General features: G+C 39.4%; 10 protein-coding genes. 5 read left to right on the top strand and 5 right to left on the bottom strand.

The annotated features are described in order from the left end of the window. The first annotated feature begins 76 nt into the window (after positions 1 to 76). Together RI844_RS16235 and rsd are read left to right on the top strand one after the other, a co-directional pair. Positions 77 to 934 carry a S1/P1 nuclease gene (locus RI844_RS16235; RefSeq protein WP_348395715.1) on the top strand — a complete coding sequence of 286 codons (858 nt, stop codon included), beginning with the start codon at positions 77 to 79 and terminating at the stop codon, positions 932 to 934. 163 nt (positions 935 to 1,097) lie between these two features. Next, entirely contained in the window at positions 1,098 to 1,565 is a 468-nt protein-coding gene (gene rsd / locus RI844_RS16230) for a sigma D regulator (protein WP_348395714.1), read from the top strand. 160 nt (positions 1,566 to 1,725) lie between these two features. Here rsd and fkpA read toward each other — a convergent pair whose 3' ends face one another. Beyond that, a complete protein-coding gene (gene fkpA / locus RI844_RS16225; RefSeq protein ID WP_348395713.1) occupies positions 1,726 to 2,484 on the bottom strand; it encodes an FKBP-type peptidyl-prolyl cis-trans isomerase in 759 nt (252 codons plus the stop codon). A 275-nt stretch (positions 2,485 to 2,759) separates the two neighbouring features. Between fkpA and RI844_RS16220 the strand changes: the two genes are divergently transcribed. Next, positions 2,760 to 2,990: a SlyX family protein gene (locus tag RI844_RS16220; protein WP_348395712.1), complete on the top strand. Its 231-nt coding sequence runs from the start codon at positions 2,760 to 2,762 to the stop codon at positions 2,988 to 2,990. 19 nt (positions 2,991 to 3,009) lie between these two features. Here the strand turns inward: RI844_RS16220 and RI844_RS16215 are convergent, their stop codons facing one another. After that, positions 3,010 to 3,201, bottom strand: a complete 192-nt coding sequence (locus RI844_RS16215; RefSeq protein WP_405054419.1) for a YheV family putative zinc ribbon protein — start codon at positions 3,199 to 3,201, stop codon at positions 3,010 to 3,012. Between the two features lie 76 nt (positions 3,202 to 3,277). Between RI844_RS16215 and RI844_RS16210 the strand changes: the two genes are divergently transcribed. Further along, entirely contained in the window at positions 3,278 to 5,182 is a 1,905-nt protein-coding gene (locus RI844_RS16210; RefSeq protein WP_348395711.1) for an ATP-binding cassette domain-containing protein, read from the top strand. Between the two features lie 119 nt (positions 5,183 to 5,301). Here RI844_RS16210 and RI844_RS16205 read toward each other — a convergent pair whose 3' ends face one another. From RI844_RS16205 to RI844_RS16195, 3 genes are all read right to left on the bottom strand, one after another. Next, positions 5,302 to 5,679: a hypothetical protein gene (locus RI844_RS16205; RefSeq protein ID WP_348395710.1), complete on the bottom strand. Its 378-nt coding sequence runs from the start codon at positions 5,677 to 5,679 to the stop codon at positions 5,302 to 5,304. A gap of 61 nt (positions 5,680 to 5,740) precedes the next feature. Next, a complete protein-coding gene (locus tag RI844_RS16200) occupies positions 5,741 to 18,976 on the bottom strand; it encodes a thrombospondin type 3 repeat-containing protein (protein ID WP_348395709.1) in 13,236 nt (4,411 codons plus the stop codon). A 289-nt stretch (positions 18,977 to 19,265) separates the two neighbouring features. Beyond that, on the bottom strand, positions 19,266 to 19,841 hold the full coding sequence (locus RI844_RS16195; RefSeq protein WP_348395708.1) for a PhnA domain-containing protein: 576 nt from the start codon (positions 19,839 to 19,841) through the stop codon (positions 19,266 to 19,268). Between the two features lie 172 nt (positions 19,842 to 20,013). On the opposite strand from RI844_RS16195, the gene RI844_RS16190 reads away from it, so the two are divergent. Next, complete coding sequence (locus tag RI844_RS16190) at positions 20,014 to 20,457, top strand: META domain-containing protein (protein WP_348395707.1); 444 nt, start codon at positions 20,014 to 20,016, stop codon at positions 20,455 to 20,457. The last annotated feature ends 22 nt before the right edge of the window (positions 20,458 to 20,479 follow it).

Raw genomic sequence — 20,479 nt, 5'->3', positions numbered from 1 at the left:
AAAGAAATAATAATTACTTATCTAAACTATACTAGATCATAGTCTGAATAAGGAGTGCAAGGGAATGGTGCGATTATTGTTACTTTTTATTTTCTGTTTTAGCTCCAGTACCTACGCACTTGGAAGTAAAGGCCATTGGCTGGTTTGCCAACTTGCCGTTAATAATCTTCCCCTCGCTCAACAAGACTCTTTATCAAATTTAATTAATTATCTTCCACTTGCCCAAAAACAGCAATTAAACATTTTTTTAAAGCGCTCTATTAATCACCAAGTAACTTTCGCAGATGCCTGTAGTTGGCCAGATGCAATTCGACATGAAGAACCGTTTGCAGTGTACAAAAGTTGGCATTATTTAAATGTTGCTCGTGAACAAACTGAAATAGGAAAAAGTGACTGTCAAAGTAATTGTATTCTTGATGCTATTACATTCCATCAACAGCAATATATTAACGCTAAAAATCCAATAACAAAAATTCAAGCTCTGCTATTTCTTGCTCATTGGCTCGGTGATATTCATCAGCCTTTGCATATAAGTTTTAAATCAGATTTAGGTGGTAATAAAACTAAAGTAATAGACAGGCTAAATTCGACCAAGCAAAAATGCAAAAATTTACATCAAGTTTGGGATCGTTGTTTATTAGGAAACAGCAATAAAACGTTGCTATTAAACAGCTTAGCCCCCTCATTTGAAAGCCCCAGTTCAGATTTTATTACAGCAAAGAATCTTTTAGTTTGGGCGAACCAATCTTTAACAATCAGTAGAAGTAAATCAGTACAATATTGTAAAATCGATGATAACAATAGAGCATGTGTGCCTACACAAGATAAAATTATATTTGATCAGGCATATCTGAATAAAAATAACCTAACATTAAAAAAACAGTTAAATCTTGCCGCTGTCAGACTACATTTATTTTTATCAGAAAATTTATAATTTATTGAATAAAAATATACGCTTATCAAAAAAGCAATATTCATCAGTAGTATTTTTTGAGTTTCAACTCTAATTTGATTGGAAAATAATTGTTGCAATTTCCATTAAAATTCAGTGTTATATAGTTAATCTCATAGATTTCAGCACGAATTCCGGAGGGCCAATGCTAAGTCGTTTAGAACAAGCACAACAACAATGGGGCGGTTCATTAACTGCCATCGACAACTGGTTAACTGAGCGTCAGGATGTTCTAGTTGGTTATTGCCAATTAGCTGGATTACCTCCTTTTGATCAAACTGATAAAGCGTTACCTAAGCGTAATGATATTCAATCTTTTTGCCAACTATTAATGGACTACATGTCGGCTGGTCATTTTGAAGTATTCGATCAAGTAGTTGCACAATGTAAAAAGAACGGGCCAAACTCTTTGGCATTAGCCCAACGAATTTATCCAAACATTGCTAAAACAACAGACTTTGGCCTCACCTTTAATGATAAATTTGCTGATATTAATTCAGATGAAACATTAGACAATTTTGATCAAAGCCTATCGGCGTTGGGACAATTTTTGGAAGATAGATTTGAATTAGAAGATCAGCTGATTGAAGCGCTTTATACAAATCATAGTTAGCAACCGATTTTTGCCTTCTTGTACTTGATACGGGATCTAACTAGAAGTATCGACAAATTAAAAAAACCAGGCAATGCCTGGTTTTTTATTATAAATACATCCTAGATACTGAAACGGTAATCATCCATGAAAGTTCAGCATAAATACATCCTGTATTTATTTAGTGAGCAGCGGCTTCTTCAGTTGCTGGTGCAGCAGGAGTAACGATGTCGATTAACTCAACTTCAAATACTAGTGTTGCGTTACCAGGAATTGGGCCAGTACCGTTTGGACCGTATGCAAGTTCTGAAGGAATAACAAACTTGTACTTAGAACCAACGTTCATTAACTGAACACCTTCAGTCCAACCTTTAATTACACGGTTTAGTGGGAACTCAATTGGCTCGCCGCGATCTACAGAACTATCAAATGTAGTACCGTCAATTAATTTACCAGTGTAATGAACTTTTACAGTATCAGTTGCAGTTGGTTTTACACCTTCAGCAGCCGTTATTACTTGGTATTGTAAACCAGACTCTGTAGTTTGCACCCCTTCAACTTTAGCATTTTCAGCTAAAAAGTTTTTGCCTGCATCTAAACTTTTTTCGTTATCAATAGTAGCTTGAGCTTGTTTTTTCTCATTCACTTTTTGATCTAAAGCCATAAGAAGCTGTTGAATTTCTTCTTGCTCTAATTGCGCACTACCATTTAAGCTTTCGGTAAAACCAGCCATTAGTAGTTCTTTATCTAAAACAACACCAAACTTTTCTTGTTCAGTTAAATTGTTATTCATGTAACTACCAATCGATGCGCCTAACGCATAAGATTGTTTTTGATCTTCAGTTTCAAGTACAACAGCTTTTTTCTCTGCGGCTTCATTACAGCCCATTAATGCCATAACAGCAACCGCTACCAATGTTGGTTTAACGATGAATTTCATTTTTTTCTCCAAAAATAAGTACCACATAAAAGGAGAAAACCCCGATTACATTAAATTTAATATTAAAAAGACACCATATACTAGCGACTATTTTTTCAAAAAAATAGTCTCAAAAATAATCATTTTCGAGATCTTTACAGTTAAAAATATTATATAGCGTTTAAATTGCAGTTTTAAAGGTTAAATTTGCTTAAAAGTGTTATCAAATTGAATAAATCTTTATTGCTTAGGTTTAATTAGCGATAATAACGGCAAATATAAATTGGATCGTAAACATGTCGGTAGAACAACAATTAACTAAGTTACTAGAGCGTATTGATACTCTTGAAACAAAACTCGCTTTTCAAGATGATATCATTGAGCAATTAAATCATGAGATTTCAGTACATCATGATAAATTAAACAATGTTAATGAACAATTACGTTTAATTGGTCAACGAGTCAAAGATATGAATACAACCGCTGTTGGCCGAGTCGAAGATGAAACGCCTCCTCCTCATTATTAATAAATTAGGAAAATAATGTTTAAGGTTTGAAAACACCAATAACTTGTTCTTCGCTGCGAACCTCTGGCTCTACTTGCTCTTCGGGTTGAGTCATTTCCATATTGCAGCTAACACAAGTGACTTTTTCAACGCCTTGGTCTTTGGTTAACGCCAAAGTATCCATAGCATTACATTTTGGACAGGTTGCACCAGCAATAAATCGTTTTTTCATAAAAATTAAATAACAGCTAAACTAAAGTGGCTATTTTACCTTTAAAATAACTTTAAATATAGCGAAGGATATTAACTTGATTCTGGCATCAGAACTTGGCTTCGACCGAGGTTTAAAAACTTTAATAAAATCATCAAACTTTACCATTCATCCAGGCCATAAAGTCGGCCTTGTTGGCGCTAATGGTTGTGGTAAATCTTCGTTATTTGCTGCCTTTTTAGGTCAACTGTCAATTGACAGCGGAATTTTAGACATGCCAAAGGCATGGAAAATTGCCACCGTAAAACAAGAGACGCCTTCATTAAGCTCAAGTGCTTTAGATTATGTGATGGACGGCGATATTGAATATCGCCAACTTGAAGCTCAGTTAGAACAAGCACGAAGTAATGATGATGGTAGTGAAGAAGCCTATTTGCTTAACAAAATAGATGTAATCAATGGTTATAGCCTACCGGCAAGAGCAAGTGAATTGTTGCACGGCTTAGGCTTCATGCAAGATCAACTTGATAATAGTGTCAGCAGTTTTTCGGGTGGTTGGCGTATGCGCTTAAACTTAGCGCAAGCACTTATAAGTAGAGCCGATTTGCTATTGCTAGATGAACCAACTAACCATTTAGATTTAGACGCGGTTTTATGGTTACAACGTTGGTTGAAACGCTTTGATGGTACCTTAGTACTTATTTCTCATGACCGTGACTTTTTAGATGATGTTATTGGCCAAATCCTGCACATAGAACATCAGAAAGCGAAGTTATACTCTGGTAACTACACCAGCTTTGAACGCCAACGTGCTGAACAGCTAGCTCAGCAAGATGCTATGTATCAAAAGCAGCAAAGAGAAGTGAAACACTTAACTTCATTTGTTGACCGTTTCAGGGCGAAAGCTACCAAAGCCAAACAAGCACAATCTCGATTAAAACGTTTAGAAAAGCTGCCTGATTTAATGCCTGCGCACGTAGACAGCCAATTTAGCTTTAGTTTTGATAATCCAGGTTATATGCCTTATCCTTTATTATCGTTAGAACAAACGGATTGTGGCTACTCTGAAGACGCGATTATACTCAAAGGTGTGACTTTAAATTTAGTACCAGGTAGCCGCATTGGTTTATTAGGCCGAAACGGTGCCGGTAAATCAACGCTGATTAAGTCTTTGGCGGGTGAACTCAAATTACAAAGTGGTACACGCTTTTGTGCACAAGAATTAACAATTGGTTATTTCTCCCAGCATCAACTTGAACAATTGCGTATGGATGAAACCGCAATTAATCAAATCATGTTAGCAAAAACTGACTTTACTGAATTGCAGGCAAGAAATTACCTAGGGCGCTTTGGCTTTAGTGGCGAACAGGCCTTGAATGTGATAAATACTATGTCAGGTGGCGAAAAAGCTCGTTTGGTATTAGCACTCATCGTACTCGAAAAACCACAATTATTGCTTCTCGATGAACCTACTAACCACTTAGATTTAGAAATGCGTCAAGCCATCGTCCTCGCGCTTCAAGAATTTGCCGGGGCCATAATATTAATTGCCCATGATAGATACCTACTGGAATCATGCGTTGATGAATTTTACATTGTTGGCAATGGCAAAGTTGATAGTTTTGACGGTGATATTGATGATTATCAGCAATGGCTTGATGACGATAAGAAATCAGCACTGGCACAATCAAAGTCGATTGACGTAAATGTTGAGAAGGTCGATAAGAAAGAGCAACGTCGCCAACAAGCTGAACTTCGTAAAAAAGCAGCGCCACTGCGCAAGCAAGTTGAAAAACTAGAGAAGCAGGTGGAAAAGTGGCAGACCGAGCTAGAAACCATTGAAAATGAACTTGCTCAACCTGAAACTTACGAGCACGAAAACAAAGCCAAACTAGCCCAATTAATGCTAAAACAAGGCAAGTTAAAACCGCAAGTTGAAACGGCGGAAGAGCAATGGATGGAGCTTGAAGAACAGATTGAAGATATCATGGCTGAAGATTAGTTTTACACCCCATTTAATATAACAAGGCAGAGTTTTTATACTCTGCCTTTTTTGTTCAGGGAAGGTTCAAATTCTGCTTTGTTCAGCATGCTCTAACCTCACAGCCAACAGATAATGCTTTATAGCACAATGCCACTTTCGGTGGTTTTAATTTTTTGATTGTTCAAGTCATTAGCATTTTGTTGAACTTGCTGCTTTTGTTGTGCTCGCATGCGTTCTGTCGCTTGTTTGCGTTGAGCACCTGATTGGTCTTTACTTCGGCTAGTATTATTTAAGCTGCCATTCGTTAAAGTTCTTAGCTTAGTACGTTGCAGTAAAGGAGGAGCTTGCTTAGGCTGATTTTGTGCCACTACTAACTGTTCAGACAAAGCTGAAATTTGCTGCTTAGCTTTAATGTTTTCAGCCTCTAGTTTTGCAATTTCTGAACGTTCAACTGCTGTTGATGCACCATAACCCAAAACTAAACCTGCAGATAATGATATTAGTATTTTTTTCATTTTTTATTCCTATAAAAAAAGGGGTATCACTACCCCTTTTGTAATAATATTCAACGCAATACTATTGTGGGGCACCATCAACAGTTACAAACAAATTTTGCAGTGTTGTAATTTGAGCGCCATCTGTAATTGACAATGCATCAATATTTACATAATTCAACTGAGTCTGCCATTCGTTATCAACTGATAAAACATCTTGTGCATTACGTAAATCAATTAATGGCTGTAGATCGGTTACTTGAGTAAACTGGATACTAACATCATTAAGACCCGTTAAAGCATCAATGCCAGTTAGATTGGTTAACAACGCATTATTATCAATCCCCAAACTAGAAATATCTGTTTGATGGGTGATAATAAGTTGCATATAAGTATCATCAAACAGATTACTCCATGCTTGAGTTAACGAGCTTAAGCTCGTACTCATTAATATGCTCTCAAAGTCAACATAAGGAACGTCACCATTTAGGTATAAGTTTCTTAGTGCTGGCATTTGTGCAAACACATCTACGCCATTACTCAGCTGCGAATAGCTCATTGCGACCGTATCCAAGGCTGGTAAATTGGTCAATGGAGAAATGTCATAAACATTACTTCCCCATAAGTGAACAGCTTTTAACTGTCTCACACCACCAAGAGGCGCTAAATGAGTTAGGTTATCGTTGCTAGAAAGGTCCAGATTTTCTAAACGTGAAATATTAGCAATGTTATCCATTTGCCCGTCGTCTAGCGCCATCTCACTTAAACTGACGTTTGTTAAAGCTGGAAGTTGGGTTAATGGAGCCAAATCAGTTATGCCATCATTGCCATTTAGCGTTAACCCATTGAGGTTGCTTAACTGGTTAATATCAGTAATATCGGTAATACCATAGTTACTACAATCAAGCCAAGTTAAATCCACAACATTCGTTGCACCCGAATCAGTCACACACTGTAGCAATTGACTATCATTAAAACCTAAAGTATTTAAAGCTACGATTTGCTGTACAGTACCTTCAACAATGATGTTACCTGGTAAGTTATTTACCTGCTCAGGATCAGTTAACGGTAAGTTGCTTACCCCTACATAGGTCAGTTCTGGGTTATTCGACAATGTGCTAATATCAGCAACTAAGGTGTTGTGAATATGCAAATCTTGTAGGCGCTGCATACTATTCAGCTCACCGCCAAGGTCCATTATAGGGTTATTATTTAATATAAGAGTACGTAAGTTATCAAATACCCATAAGCCCCAAATTTCATGAATGTTACGGCCATCACAATCTAAGTGCTGAAGTTGTCCAGAAACTTGCATACCTTGAGTATGATCGATTAAACATTGCTTAAGTTCATTATCATTAATATTTGCCAACGCATCAGCAATTAACCAACCATAAGCTAGTTCACCATCAACCTGTACACCAAGATTCCATAACTCTTGCACTTGAGATTGTAAATCATAAACATCAACAACAGCCATATTATCAATATTTATATGCTGTAAAGGAATCGCTAAACCTTCCCAATAAAAACCATTTATAAATAAACCGGATAAATCAGTGATCTGAGTGTATTCAAGACCTAAGCTAGAAAGGTTTGGGTTATTACTCACAAATTGAGCCAATAAATCATTAGTTAAATAACTGTTCCAAGCAAGAGATAACTGCTGCAAGTTTGAAAAACTAAGCATAATATCAACTTGCCATTGCTCCAGCTCACCATTTAGCCATAAGTGTTCAATATGAGTTAATTGACTAAATGCATTGAAATCTTGTACTTGATCTGTGGATAACGCTAATTCATTAAAATTACCTAAACCTGCTAACACGTTTAGGTCATACTGTTGGCCTGTCCATAAATGCATACCACGCAAATTAGGCATACTTGCAGCGTCGGCAATACTGGTTAGCAAATTACTGTCCGTACCAAAACGACTAATTGTGCCATGACCAGCAAAGGCAGCAAAATCACTATTAGCAAAGTTTGTATCCCAAACATCAACGCTATTAATGCTAGAGATCAGAGCCAAAGCACTAAAATCGGTTATGTCTCTATTACCATTTAAACTAACTTGCTCAAGACTCGATAATTGATCAATGTCAGAGATATTAGTCAGGCCGCGGTAGCTACAATCAAGATAGGTTAGCTGCTCTATATAGCCAATACCAGTATCATTAACACAGTTTTGTAGCTCAACATCGGCAAAAGAAATCGTTGCCATTGACGTGCCAGTGGTTATATTTGGATCATATGGAAAGTCATCGGCATTATCACCAACACCATCACCATCTGAATCATATTGCTCTGTATCGTCATTAGGGAATGCATCTGAATTATCGCCAATGTTATCACCATCAGAATCGGCCCATTCCATATCGTTATAGGCAAACGCATCTTCCCAGTTAACAACACCATCGTTATCCCAGTCATCATCAGATGAATCAACAATACCATCATTGTCTGAATCTAAGCCTAATTCATACGTTTCGTAGAACACTACACGACCAGGAATATAATTACGCCATGCTGGATTTTCTCCACTTGGCTCCCAAGCGTTATCATTCCACTCGCCAATCTCTAGCAAGTAAACTCTATTTCCAACTTCTTTGATTGGGATCCAAGTACGTTTACGGAACGCATTACATCCCCAATCTTGTTCATTACACAGAGCATAATTACCATTAAACTCTGACCACGTTGCACGCATTTCTACAGAGCCAAAATCGCCCCATTGCCATGACCAACGATCAAAGCCGTGACCATTATTAAGGTCGACATCACCTGTCCAGATGCGAGTGGCCACACCACCTGACTCTAAACGATAGCCAAATACTTCTTCCGATAACACATTTCCTTCGCTATCTTGCTCACCGTCATTAGTTAGCGCGAAGCTATTCATCGCAAACTGGTTCATTAACGGGTCAATTGTTGCTTCACTAAATTCGGTTGCCATTAAGTAATGACTGGTTCGAATGCCATTCGCTTCCGTTACCACTAACACTTCATCTACATTAGCTTGGTCTTGTATACGCGAGATATTCACCATACCGCCGTTGGCATAGGTTAATTGCAGTTCACCGTTAAAAACCGCCCAAGTAAAGTTAGCACCATAAAAATGCGTGCTACCCGAGTAATCCGCATTAAAGGTGGCTATATCCGCACCTAAACGCGTATCACCATTATCTGAGAATTCATCTAACGCCGACGAAATTGCCCATTGTTTATCACTAAAGTCCGCTTCTGTGAATGGGCTAGACGCCAGTGTTGTCGCATCGGTTAACGTTGTTGTTGAGCTTGATGAATTATTTGTAACACCGCCTTCACCAAAGAAGTAAGTATTTACCCATTCATCGCTAATAAAGTACTGCATGTGCTCAGTAACATAAAAACTTTGGCTATTAACATCGCTAGCAACTAACTGCCATTCTTCTAACGTTATCTGACTTACAAGGTCAAAACCATAATCGCCGTGTTCATTCCAGAAATTATCCGCTTGCTCTTGACTGATTAAACCTTGGTTTGCCAAGTCATAAGCATTCATCCATTGATAATTATCTGTTACAGCATCTGGCGTTACCGTCATCACATCGTTAGCAAACACATACGTTGATGTTGAACCGTTTGTATGTGTCGTGACTTCCAGCGCACCAGCATTAAACTGGTACTGAGCACCGCCAATGTAACCGACTTTGTGAGTTGGCTCTGATTGAGTACCAGGGTAGACCGCCACATAGTGTGATTTAAGCTCAGCGTCACTAAAGGTTTGCGTTGCAGAAACATCACCATCGTCTGGGTCAATATCACTATTGTTATCTACACCGTCGCCATCACGGTCGGTATCAGTATTATCACCAATGCCATCGCCATCTAAATCTGACCATTCAGTACCATCTGTTGGGAATTCATCGTTGTCGTTATCTACGCCATCATTGTCCCAATCCCAATCAGAGTTATCGCCAATGCCATCCATGTCTCCATCCGCCCATTCATTGGCATCAAAGACAAACGCATCAACATCATTGGTGAAACCGTCGTTATCCATATCATCATCAAGGCTATCGATAATGCCATCTGAATCACTGTCTAAACCAATGTCCATTGCTTCGTAGTATTGAATACGTGGCGCAATGGCCATGTACCAAATTGGCTCTGCTCCGTAATTCCACGCTTCGCTATTACGCTCTTCGTATTCAATTACGTATACTCGATTACCGACTTGTTGGATAGGTACCCACACACGCTTACGTGATGGACTACAATCCCAGTCATTTGGATTACAATCGGCCTGCCAAGCACCATTGCCATCCATGTATGAGGTCATTATCGCTTCACCGAAACCGCCCCAACTTAGCTGCCAAGTATCCCAACCAGATTTATAATTATTGAAATCTACATCTCCCGACCAAATACGAGTCGCAACACCATTATCTTGCAAGCGGTAACCAAAAACCTGACCCAAGTCAAAATTACCTTCCTCGTCATACGCGTCAGGATTAGTTAATGAGAAACTGTTTTGGGCAAAGCTATTAATGAGAGAATCAAGATTTGCACCACCCCATGGGGCTATCATTTGATATGAGCTAGAAACAAAACCATTACTGTCGGTGGTAATTAACACTTCATCAATTTGAGCAAAATCTTGGTAACGAGTAAACGATACTGTACTGCCACCTGGATACGTCAGTGTTAGCACTCCATTAGCAACCGCCCAATCAAATGTCGCGCCACTGATAAATGCCGTACCTGTATAATCACCATTAAATGTTGCAACATCAGCCGATAAACGACTTTGACCGTCAAAGCTGGCCTCATCAAGGCTCACTTGCATGGCCCAATTACCTGCCGTTAATTCACCTTCAGTGAAATCAACTTGCGTCAGTGTGCTAGCATCAGTTAACACCAGACTAGAGTCGCTATCTGCTGCAACAAAATCACTTTCTAAACCAATTAACGTTTCTTGCTCCCATTGCTGGGCAAACCGATATTCAGTTGTGTCTGTGATGAAGAATGTTTGCGTATTTTCAGTACTATTTACCAATAACCATTTACTTGAGGTTATCGTGTACAGTATTTCTAATTGATATTCACCATTGGCAGTAACAAAATCATCCGCAGCTTGTTGTGATACAACACCCATATTCGCTAATTGATATGGCGTCCAGTACGACGTACTTTCTACTGCCGAGTCAATTGTCATCACAAGCTCATCAGCGGCAATGCTATAGGTATATGCTGCATTACCGGCTGAAGATATCACTTCACCTGCACTACCATCAAAAGTGTATTGTCTACCTGAGCCAGTGCCTAACCTAAACGTTGGTTCACTTTGATAACCTGCTGAAATATTCACATAGTGAGATTTCAATTCAGCTGCAGTGAATGTCATTGCTGAAGAAATATCGCCATCATCAGGTGCAATATCTAAATCATTATCAACACCATCACCATCGCGGTCGGTATCAGTATTATCACCAATGCCATCACCGTCTAAATCTGACCATTCAGTACCATCTGTTGGGAATTCATCGTTGTCGTTATCTACGCCATCATTGTCCCAATCCCAATCAGAGTTATCGCCAATGCCATCCATGTCTCCATCCGCCCATTCATTGGCATCAAAGACAAACGCATCAACATCATTGGTGAAACCGTCGTTATCCATATCATCATCAAGGCTATCGATAATGCCATCTGAATCACTGTCTAAACCAATGTCCATTGCTTCGTAGTATTGAATACGTGGCGCAATGGCCATGTACCAAATTGGCTCTGCTCCGTAATTCCACGCTTCGCTATTACGCTCTTCGTATTCAATTACGTATACTCGATTACCGACTTGTTGGATAGGTACCCACACACGCTTACGTGATGGACTACAATCCCAGTCATTTGGATTACAATCGGCCTGCCAAGCACCATTGCCATCCATGTATGAGGTCATTATCGCTTCACCGAAACCGCCCCAACTTAGCTGCCAAGTATCCCAACCAGATTTATAATTATTGAAATCTACATCTCCCGACCAAATACGAGTCGCAACACCATTATCTTGCAAGCGGTAACCAAAAACCTGACCCAAGTCAAAATTACCTTCCTCGTCATACGCGTCAGGATTAGTTAATGAGAAACTGTTTTGGGCAAAGCTATTAATGAGAGAATCAAGATTTGCACCACCCCATGGGGCTATCATTTGATATGAGCTAGAAACAAAACCATTACTGTCGGTGGTAATTAACACTTCATCAATTTGAGCAAAATCTTGGTAACGAGTAAACGATACTGTACTGCCACCTGGATACGTCAGTGTTAGCACTCCATTAGCAACCGCCCAATCAAATGTCGCGCCACTGATAAATGCCGTACCTGTATAATCACCATTAAATGTTGCAACATCAGCCGATAAACGACTTTGACCGTCAAAGCTGGCCTCATCAAGGCTCACTTGCATGGCCCAATTACCTGCCGTTAATTCACCTTCAGTGAAATCAACTTGCGTCAGTGTGCTAGCATCAGTTAACACCAGACTAGAGTCGCTATCTGCTGCAACAAAATCACTTTCTAAACCAATTAACGTTTCTTGCTCCCATTGCTGGGCAAACCGATATTCAGTTGTGTCTGTGATGAAGAATGTTTGCGTATTTTCAGTACTATTTACCAATAACCATTTACTTGAGGTTATCGTGTACAGTATTTCTAATTGATATTCACCATTGGCAGTAACAAAATCATCCGCAGCTTGTTGTGATACAACACCCATATTCGCTAATTGATATGGCGTCCAGTACGACGTACTTTCTACTGCCGAATCAATTGTCATCACAAGCTCATCAGCGGCAATGCTATAGGTATATGCTGCATTACCGGCTGAAGATATCACTTCACCTGCACTACCATCAAAAGTGTATTGTCTACCTGAGCCAGTGCCTAACCTAAACGTTGGTTCACTTTGATAACCTGCTGAAATATTCACATAGTGAGATTTCAATTCAGCTGCAGTGAATGTCATTGCTGAAGAAATATCGCCATCATCAGGTGCAATATCTAAATCATTATCAACACCATCACCATCGCGGTCAGTATCGGCATTATCACCAATTCCGTCGCCGTCTAAATCTGACCATTCAGTATCATCTAATGGGAAAGCATCATCATCATTAGCATAGCCATCGTTATCTTGATCCGGATCTACAGAATCTGGAATAAAATCACTATCTGTATCAACATAGTTAAACGCCGATTCAATTTCAGCTTTAGCCGTAGCATCAAATAGTACAAAAGTTTCTAATGCCGAGCCTGCAGGTAAATAATTACCACGTCGAACAATTGTTCGGTCCACTTCTGTCTCACTGTCTTCCATTAGGAACATATGAGTTTCTTCCGGGTCTCTATCATATTGTTCATTGAAAGCATCAGGTACAGTGAATCTATAAACAGTATTAGCGCCAACTTGTGTGGTTATAACTGCAACTTGAGCAACTATTTCAGAATATCCATCATAAGAACGCTCTACGAATACTGCGCTTAAGTTACCACCGGTAATCGTGCCATCGTCTGAAGCGAGATATGCTTGCATAGAACCATATCCATCCCCACCAATCCAACTGCCGACATAAAAGCCGTCCGCAGAGGTTCCAGAAGGTACAACAACATCATTCATTGACTCTGCTGGGGTAAACTCAGGATCCCAACTAATTGGTATGGCATTATCACAAATTAAATTCTCAGCAAACCATTGGTCCCAATCCTCACCACACCAGAACTGGTAGGTATCATTCGCTGAAGTAATACCAGTGAAATAACCTTTTGCATTAGCAGAGAAAGTATCCGATTCAGCCATTACTGTCGAAAACTCTTCGCCAAGAATACCGACCATTGAATAACCTTCAAGGTTTAGTTCTTCAAAGTCTAAATGTAGGGTTTTATTATTATCAGATAAAACTAATGTTTCACCAGCTGCTATATAACCTGAAGCGGTTAATAGGTCAGCGTCTGATACGACGCCTTGGTCAGTTACCAACATGTCGTCATCAGATTCATTATCAACAACCCAAGCTGAGCTTACTGAATCATAGTAATAAATAACTTCAACTTGGCTCTCAATCAAATCGCCTTTATCAAAGAAAACTTCAATGATTTCACCATTGTCATCTTCAATATCACCTTCAAACCAGCTAACGCCACCAGCCATCGCTGTTTGTTCATTGACCTCGTTTATACGAGTGGCATAAATATTACCAACTTCGGTACAGTTTTCTTCGTCATCAAATTCAGTAAATGAGAATGTTAAAGAGTCAGTATTCGCATCATAAACGCCATCTGTTGAGACAAATGTTCCATCGTTGAATGTGAATGTAGCATCAGATTTAATTACGCCATTAATCCCTTCACCTTCTTCACCTGCGTCTTCATGACCCACTAAGTGAAATAGTGATCCATTCATTGTTGCGATCACAATATCTGCTTCTACTGGCTCTGGTTGGCATTGACCATCAGTGCCTGTTTGTGTGTATTGTTGTTCAATTAACCAGCGACCATTTAAGTCAAACGTATAGTTATCACAAATGTCACCAGTACCATTTAAATCAGTATCAGTTTGATCAATGTTTGAGATATATGGACAATTATCAACACCATCACGTAATGTATCTGAATCACTATCTACATAAGTTAATGACCAATTTTCGATAGTAATACCTACTTCGGTATATTTATCTACACCATTACCAATAGCTACATTTGCAGTACCTTCTGGTTGATATTCAATACTATGAGTTAATAAGAACCCCCCCTCATTACGGAAGTTACAATCACCGCCGTCTAAATAGCTACCAGTAAATCCAGATGGACAACCCCAGAAATCTAGCACATCACCACTGAAGCTCATTGACGCAGCATCAGCAATATTTGTCGCTCTGACTTCATCCATGGTAACTGATGGGTAATCTTCACCATTGACTGCGGCAGAAACAAATGACTCAACAATTACTGTATCGCTATCTTCTTGGATATAACCTTTAATTACACCGGTGAACACATCTCCAGAATTGAAATTATAAGTAAACTCAAGTACCTCTAGAACATCAACAGCTTGTTCACAAGCATCTCCAATGCCATTGGTATCTGTATCTAATTGGTCTGTGTTAGGAGTTACCGGACAGTTATCCGCGTTATCACCTACAGTATCTAAATCAGTGTCTTTACTTTCTGTAGGATCTGTAGGGAATGCATCATCAGCATTTAGTACAGTATCACCGTCAATATCAGTATCTGTTGCATCAGAAATAAAATCGCCGTCTAAATCTGCTGGTACATCACTATCTAATAAAGAGTCTGTGCCGGCAGCAACTTCATCAAGATCAGAGTAGCCGTCATTATCATCATCTAAATCAGCATTATTCCCCGTGCCATCAGAGTCTGTATCAACACTTTCAGCAGCATTTGTAGGGAATGCATCATCATCATTTAGAACACTATCGCCATCAATATCAGTATCTGTAGCATCAGAGATGAAATCACCATCTAAATCAGCAGGCACATCTGAATTTACTAATGGATCGGTGCCAGCAGCAGCTTCATCTACATCAGAGTACCCATCGTTATCATCGTCACTATCAGCGTTGTTACCAATAGTATCGCCATCCGTATCAGTTGTTTCGGCAAAATTATCAGGGAAAGCATCTATTTCGTTGTCAACACCATCACCATCACGATCAGCATCAAGCGAATCAGGAATAAAATCACTGTCTAAGTCATTTGGAACGCTTGAATCTAATAACGGATCTGTGCCTACAGTTATTTCATCAGCATCAGAATAGCCATCATTATCATCATCAAGATCAGCATTGTTACCAGTACCATCAGAATCTGAATCAACGGTTTCACTGGCATCATTAGGGAATGCATCAGTGATGTTATCTTCACCATCACCGTCTCTATCAGCATCAATAGAGTCAGGAATGAAATCGCCATCCATATCGCCAGGAACACTACTTGCTAATAGTGGATCTGAGCCAGTTGCAATTTCGTCAGCATCAGAGAAACCATCGTTATCGTCATCAAGGTCAGCATTGTTACCTGTGCCGTCAGAATCTGTATCCAAAGTTTCAGCGGCATTATCAGGGAAAGCATCAGTTACATTATCTTCACCGTCGCCATCACGATCGGCATCTAATGAATCGGGAATAAAATCACTGTCTAAATCATTTGGAACACTAGAATCTAAAAGAGGATCGGTGCCAACAGTACTTTCATCGCTGTCTGAATAGCCATCACCATCATCATCAGTGTCGGCATTGTTACCAACACCATCGTTATCTGTATCTATAGTTTCAGTAGCATCTGTCGGAAATGCATCTTCAGCATTTAATACTGTATCGCCATCAATATCTGTATCTGTGGCATCAGAAATGAAGTCGCCATCTAAATCAGCAGGAACACTTGAACTTGCTAGCGGGTTTGTACCCGCTGCTGCTTCATCAGTGTCAGTGTATTTATCATCATCATCGTCTGTATCAGCATTGTTACCAGTGCCATCTAAATCAGTATCTACAGATTCAGTTGCATCTGTCGGGAATGCATCACTTGCGTTGTTTACACCGTCATTATCTATATCGGTATCAGAATTATCGCCTTTACCATCAGAATCTGTATCTGTGCTTTCTGCAGCATCTAATGGGAAGCTATCCTCGTCATTGGCAACACCATCACCATCTATATCTGGGTCAGTGTTATTACCTGTGCCATCGCCATCAGTATCAACAGTTTCTGTTGCATCAAAATCGAATGCATCAGCACCATTTTGCACACCGTCTCCATCAATATCAGCATCGCTAACATCTGGAATACCATCACTGTCAAAATCGGCAGGTAAGCTTGTATTCAATAATGGATCGGAGCCAATCGCACTTTCATCTACATCAGAGTAACCATCGTTATCATCATCAAGGTCGGTATTATTACCAGTGCCATCAGCATCGGTATCTAACCACTCATTCACGTCTAATGGGAAAACATCGCTAGCATCTTCTACGCCATCATTATCATCATCAGTATCTGGTGTTAAACCGCCACTATCAGCAAGACCATCACCATCAGTATCTACAAATGCTACTGTAGGAACAGTTGCATCATTATCATCTGAATCTTGCTCTGTAGGCCAACCGTCATTGTCGGCATCTACTGCATTAAATTTAGTTGCATCTAATGGGAAGTCATCTTCTGTATCTAAAACGCCATCATTATCGTCATCAGTATCACACGCATCACCAAAATCGTCATTATCTGAGTTAACCTGGAAGGTGTTGGCAACTAATGGACAATTATCAGAATTGTTACCTACGCTATCTTTATCAGAATCAAAACGCTCAGTATCATCAAGTGGCAAGGCATCAACATTATCAAATACACCATCACCATCTGTATCATTATTTAGTGGGTCAGTGCCCAATAATGCTTCCGTATCATCAGCTAAGCTATCGCCATCATCATCATTGTCATAATAGTTAGCAATACCGTCATTATCGGTATCAATTGATGCAAAACCATCATATGGGAAAAGGTCATCTTCATTGGCAATATTATCACCATCAATATCGGTATCGGCATTATCACCAGTACCATCTAAATCTAAATCATTTGATTCAGTGGCATCTAACGGAAATACGTCATCAATATCAGCAACACCGTCATTATCATCATCGCTATCTGGTGCTAAACCACCAGTGTCTGCTTGACCATCGCCATCGCTATCAACATAAGCTACATTTGGAACAGTCGCATTATTGTCATCACTATCTTGCCCTACAGGCCAACCATCATTGTCTTGGTCAACAGCATTCGAGCGAGTGCTATCTAACGGGAAATCATCTGCTGCATCTAATACGGTGTCATTATCATCGTCAGTATCGGCATTATTACCAGTGCCATCTAAATCGGTATCTGTGGTTTCACTTGCATCAAATGGAAAAGCATCATCATCATCGATTACGCCATCATTATCATCATCACTATCGGAACGGTCAAAATCAACATCAGAAGTTCGAATACCATCAACGACTATAAAAGCCACATCAGGCATACCATCTTGATCAAAATCACTATCCGCAGCCGCGTCTTCTGGGTAGTCATCTTCCGAGTTTAATACGCCATCGCCATCAATATCAGGAGAGGTTTCAGCAGGAGCTAATACAATCACCTCTTCACTTGCTTCAAATGCAGAAGTATCTGTTTCAGCATTACCTGTATCAGCAGTTTCGGCAACAATTAACTCTTTAACATCCGCAACGGTACGTCCGTCAGGATCATTAGGGATAGGCAATGTAGCAGGATCTTGCTCTAATACTTCAAGTGCTGCTTCTGGGTAGCTTTCAGTTTCAACGCCATCTGCCGCGCCATCAATAACACCATCAGATAAATCGGCAGCTAAGTCATCAACAATGCTATCGGTACTAATATCGCTATCACCACTTAATTGTTTAATTTCATATACAACAGCCGTTAATGCTTCAACCGCACTACGGTAAGCAGCTGTAGAAGCTTGTTCATCTGCAGAGTCAGTATCGGCATTAATAAGTGGTGGAGTGTTGAATAAATCAACATCTTTTTCAAGACCAAAGCCTAAGGTAGATTTAACCTGCTCTTGCGCTGGCTCAACGGCGGCTAGAATTTCTGCATCAGTAATAGTGCCATCTGCATTACCGGTATAAGGTAAAGTGTTCGAGTCAGCATTTTTAAATATCAAAGAAACGGTCATATCGGTTAAAGGCGTAGCAAATATTTGTTGACCGCCAGATAACATTTCATCAGTAAGTAATGTTTTCATTACTTCAATAACGGGGTATTGCTGAGTTGTAATATCTATAGTGCCTTCAACCGCACTTATCTCTAGAATATATGGTGGAGACAAAGGGAAAGGTAATGATAAATTTTCTATCTGCGAGGCTGCATCGGTGTTACCTGTGCCAACAGTGGCGCCAACAAAATTTTCTTGGCCTGGATCTATTGCATAAACTTTAACGTCAGCAAAAGCTAAAGGGCCTTTTACGGCACTACCCGTAATATTAATTTCTTCAGGTTCAGGTTCAGGTTCAGGTTCAGGTTCAGGTTCAGGTTCAGGTTCAGGTTCAGGTTCAGGTTCAGGTTCAGGTTCAGGTTCAGGCTCAGGCTCAGGTGTTGGGTCTGGCGTAATCACAGGTACAGGTTTTTTTTCGACATCAGGCTTTGAATCTGAGTCAGAGCCACAAGCAACTAAAATAGTTGAAGAGAGAATAAAAAATAGAGTTTTTAGGTATTTAGAGATCGCAATGCGTATAGCAAGCATATAGATAAGTCCCTTTATTTATTGTTTTTATTTTAAATGTAAGGTAAATCCGAATCCTTACATTTTCCGCATAATCTAGAAGGGTAACGTTTTAAAAGAAGTTTTCCAACACTTTTGTTACATTTTTGCAACTTTTAGCAACAAAATTAAGAAAGGTATAATATGTAAAGTTGTGAGGAAAGAATAAAATTTACAGTAAAACAGACAGTTAAATAAAAATAGCCGCGATAAAATTTAGGGTCAGAGTCAGGTTGTTTTATTTTAAAACCTGACTCTGACCCTGATTTTATTACATTTTTTTAACGTAGTCGCTGATTATTACAATACGAGTGCCGTTTACTCGGCCTTCAATGTGTAATGGGTTTGAAGTTAAAGAAATATTTCGAACTGCAGTACCACGTTTAGCAGTAAAGTTAGCACCTTTTACCACTAAATCTTTAATAAGTACTACATTATCACCACCGGCTAATGGTGCTTTGTTGTTATCTAATGTTGGTTCATCTTCTTCTAATGCATCACCGGCAGCTGAGTCTGCCCATTCGCGTACATCGTCTTCAAGATAAATCATATCTAACGCATCTTGCGCCCAGCTTTCTGCGTTTAACCGTTTTAACATACGATATGCCATCACTTGTACTACTGGCACTTGTGACCACATACTGTCATTTAAACAACGCCAATGATTTGTGTCATATACACCGTCAGTAGCATTTATTTGGCTATCACAAGTAGAACAAACTAAAACACTCTTATCAGAGTTTGGCTCTGCAACCGGCGGGACTTCATAAACTGAAAGGGTATCTTGTGCGCCACAAAGCTCACATTTATCGCCACTGCGATCTCTTAAGGTCTGTTCGATAGACATTGTTGTATCCTAAATAGGTAAAATTAATGTCGCGTATTATGCCACAAAATTCAAGACAACAAGTATAAGCCAAGTATTATTCTTCATTTACAATTTATAACGTAACTCACATTTCCTATTTCCGTTGTTAGCACTATGATTATCTTAAGCATTTTAAATTTTTGGAAACATAATGAGCCCACAACTAACAAAAATCTGCCTCACTATAGCGGCATCAATATTGTGTGTTGCCTGTCAAACTAATGACGTAAAACCAGAAGCAAATCCTATGGCGTTAACATTAACAGGACAAGTATGGCAACTAACCTCTCTAGCCGGTATTCCAGCTAAGACAGGAGAAAACAAAAAGTCAGTTAACATTGAGTTTTTAACCGAAAAAAACACCTATAGAGGGTATGCAGGTTGCAACAATTATTCAGGCAGTTACGACTCCTCGGGGAGGAAACTAGAAATTGGTCCAGCCAGAGCCACTCGCAAGTTCTGTCAAAATACCTCTGAGCAAGAAAGTAAACTGTTTAATGCGTTAAGCGCTGTTGATAATTACAAAATTGTAGATAAAACATTGACCGTAACCAATGATTTAAATCAGATCTTAGCAGTATTTACCGCTAATTAAGCTTTCTTAACTATTCTCCCTA

Origin of the sequence: Thalassotalea fonticola (genome assembly GCF_032911225.1) — a bacterium.
Classification (GTDB): Bacteria; Pseudomonadota; Gammaproteobacteria; order Enterobacterales; family Alteromonadaceae; genus Thalassotalea_A; species Thalassotalea_A fonticola.
Note: the sequence above shows the minus strand (reverse complement) of the source record. Positions and strands in the feature narration are given on the sequence as shown.